This window comes from Streptomyces phaeochromogenes (assembly GCF_001418655.1).
GTDB classification, from domain to species: domain Bacteria; phylum Actinomycetota; class Actinomycetes; order Streptomycetales; family Streptomycetaceae; genus Streptomyces; species Streptomyces phaeochromogenes.
Window position 1 is genome coordinate 1 of sequence record NZ_LIQZ01000206.1, and the last position, 3014, is coordinate 3014.

Genomic DNA, 3014 nt, shown 5'->3' on the forward strand with positions numbered 1-3014 from the left:
GTCCCGAAGCCCGCGTACGCCTCCCCGGCCCTCCTCCAGACGGCCATCGACGTCCTGTCGGGCCTCCGTCGCGAGGACCCCCGCCTCCTCCTCTCCGCCACCGACGCCGAACACCTCGCCCCCGGCGTGGCCGCCTGGCTGGAGCGAGACCTCACCCCGACCGCCGTACGCCACGCCTTGGCCTCCGATCTGCCGCCTGAGCCTCTGCGTCGCCCGGCCGCCTTCCTGGCGCACCGCCTCACGGCCCAACTCCCGCCGCTACCTCCGTACCGCGCCCCCGAACAGCCCCCGCCAGTCAGGCACCCTCTCCGCAACTGCGACAGCTGCGACCGCGCCTTTCGCGGTCCGGATCCGGGCATCTGCCGGGTGTGCGCACAAGTGGGCGGACTTTCCGGAATCCACGGCGCCGCCGAGGCTGTACCGGCAAGATGACCCGCACTGCCCCGCCATGACCGCTATGGGGACGTTCACCCGCACTCGACAGGACCTCACGTGCTGCCCTCTTTCGCCGCGAATGGATACCTTCCGCTGGGCCGGTACTCCATCTCCTTCGACGAGGCGGAGGAGATGCTGGTCAGCGCCCCGGAATTCGAGGACTCCTCAACTCGCACAGAACTGTGGGACGGCTTCCACGACTATCTCGACCCCTTCCTGACGCTTGAGGACACCTACGCGGGCGACCTCGGAGGTCTTTCCCTCATCCACAGGCTGTGGCTCGGAGGCAGCTTCGTCAGTACCAAACTCGACCCCGGGAACATCGACGCCACGCTCCTGGTCGATACGCGCGCCGAACGTGTCGTACGGGGAAAGCCGGGCTCGAAATGGCTGACCACCGCTTTCCAGAGTCGGGCCAGGATGAAAGAGAAGTTCGGCGTCTCGCCGCTTCGCATCGGGTACCAGCCCGTTGCGCATATCTTCGAGCCGGACCGTTTCACTCTCGATGAACGGACATACTTCACACAACGGGGTGTGTGGGACGACTGGTGGCAGCGCTGCCGACTGCACGATCAGGACGACCGCTCACCGTCCGAAGAGAGTGCCGCCCCGGCACGCGGTTATCTGGAGGTGCGACTGTGACCGGCGACAGCTGGCGCGAGCGCAGGCGCGCGCTCCTGGGTGACGACCCCGCCGAATCGGAGCGTGCCGCACGGCTGCTCGACGCATTGGGCACCGAGGACCGGGACGACGAGGAGATCGAGGCCGAACACCGCGCGAGCCGCCTGGCCGCGGCACGTGAGTACGCTCCGGACGCCCGGCTCGAAGAGGAACTCCAACTCCGTTTGACCGGACCGGCCGCTGCCGGCGGTGCTCTCCGCTTCGAGTGGGGCGATGCGCTGCTTGAACCCGTGGAGCACATGGTTTCCGTGGCCGCAGGCACTCCGGTACAGCTGGAACTCACCGCCATCTCCGCCGGCAGTACCGTTGTGCACGCGCGCCCCGTCACCGTTCCCGTTGGCTCGGTCGCACCCGACGGTCTGGATGTCTCCGCGACATCGGCCGCTGCCACGGGGCTCGGCACACTCACCACACTGCTCGACGCTCTGGAATCGGAGCGCGACGTCCGCGAATGGGTGAAGCTCTTCGACGCGGTCGAAGCGGTGTCCCGGGCGCTGAGCCGATACGAACTGAACCTCGGTGTGACCTGGTACGACGCCGAAGGTGGGCTGCGCCGTGCCCGGCTGACCGAGCGGGGCAGGCACTATGTGAAACGGCTCAGGGAGACAAAGGACCGTGACCAGGAGATCACCATCTCCGGCAGGGTCACCGAACTGCGGGAAAGCGGCTTGGTGAAAGTGAAGACAGGCACCGCGAAGAACGCGCCTGCCTACGATGTCCGCTTCGAGGAGCCCGGGGAACTGCTGCGTATGCGCCCCGGCTTGGGGGACAACGTTCATTTCCGCGTCCGTTTCCGGCAGCAGCTGGACTCCATGGGCATTGCCCGGTCCACCGAGTACACCTACCTGGGCCCGGCGGCGGAACAGACGTCACTCCCACTCGAACCATAGACGCGAGCTGCGCACGGGGCGGGAAGCGTGCGGGCGAAGGGCTCGGAGGACTGCAGGCCCCGCAACGGACTGCCCCGAGCCGCACACAAGGGCTCAGTCGGTCTCGGATTCTGCGTTTGCGTCGGCGTCTGCGTCCGTGAGGCCCGCCGCATCCAGCAAGTACGCCGTCATCGGGTCGTAGAACCGGGGGCTCGTGACGTGGTCGTCCATGGGGACGGTCACCTGGACCGTGCCCTCGGACTCCGCGAGGAACAGGGCCGGGTCGTTGCAGTCCGCGTAGCCCATGGAGTCGACGCCCAGCTGGCCCGCGCAGCCCGCCCAGCCGTGGTCGGCGACGACCAGGTCGGGCAGGGGGCGGCCGGCGCTCTCCAGGCCCTTCAGGATCGCGCGCATCGGCTCGCCCGAGTGCGTGTGCCACAGAGTCGCGCCGTGCTCCAGGACCGCGACGTCCGCGAACTGGAAGACGTATCCCTCGTCCGTGGACAGGCCGTCCGGGATCACGACGATCTCGCAGCCGGCGGAGCGTAGGGCCGCTGCGGTGGCGCGGTGCACGTCGAGCAGGCCGCCCGGGTGGCCCGTCGCGAACAGCACCCGCTGCTTGCCCGCTGCCGCCTTGCGCAGCCGGCCGGCCATCCGCTCCAGGGCGTCGACCGTCAGGTCCGGGTCGATGGTGTCCTGGCCGTAGCGGTACTCCGGGTCGTCGTTCACGCCGCATCGCTCGGCCATGACCGCCAGGACGTCCTGCTCGTCGGTCCAGCGGTCGCCGAGCTCCAGGCCGAGCCAGTAGTTGCGGTCGCCGTTCGCCAGCTTGCGGTAGTGGGAGAGGTTGTTCTCGCGGGGGGTGGCTACGTCGCCCGCGATACGCGTCCGTACGAGGTGGTCGACAAGGTCGGCGCGGCTGGGGGTCCCGGGTATCGGCATGCCCCCCATTCTGCCGGTGCGCTCCGCTGGGTGGCGCCGGTGTATCGAACCGTGGGACATGGGTCACTCGGGGTTTGGGGCGGGGGT

The 3014-nt window shown here is 68.8% G+C and carries 3 protein-coding genes and 1 pseudogene; 3 read left to right on the forward strand and 1 reads right to left on the reverse strand.

The genetic code is table 11. The features are described 5' to 3' along the window. The 3 genes and pseudogenes from AOK17_RS48885 to AOK17_RS26750 all read left to right on the forward strand — a co-directional run. Positions 1–432, forward strand: a pseudogene (locus AOK17_RS48885) (helix-turn-helix domain-containing protein); the annotation flags it as partial. Between the two features lie 60 nt (positions 433–492). Further along, positions 493–1077, forward strand: a complete 585-nt coding sequence (locus AOK17_RS26745; protein ID WP_055615109.1) for a DUF6932 family protein — start codon at positions 493–495, stop codon at positions 1075–1077. Continuing rightward, positions 1074–2006, forward strand: a complete 933-nt coding sequence (locus tag AOK17_RS26750) for a hypothetical protein (RefSeq protein WP_055615110.1) — start codon at positions 1074–1076, stop codon at positions 2004–2006. The genes AOK17_RS26745 and AOK17_RS26750 overlap by 4 nt, the downstream gene beginning before the upstream one ends. A gap of 93 nt (positions 2007–2099) precedes the next feature. Here the strand turns inward: AOK17_RS26750 and AOK17_RS26755 are convergent, their stop codons facing one another. Then, positions 2100–2927, reverse strand: a complete 828-nt coding sequence (locus AOK17_RS26755) for a phosphatase (RefSeq protein WP_055615111.1) — start codon at positions 2925–2927, stop codon at positions 2100–2102. Positions 2928–3014: the final 87 nt, after the last annotated feature.

Excerpts from the sequence above, each read along its gene's own strand:
- AOK17_RS26755 (WP_055615111.1), bottom strand. The coding sequence starts at position 2,927 with ATGCCGATACCCGGGACCCCCAGCCGCGCCGACCTTGTCGACCACCTC.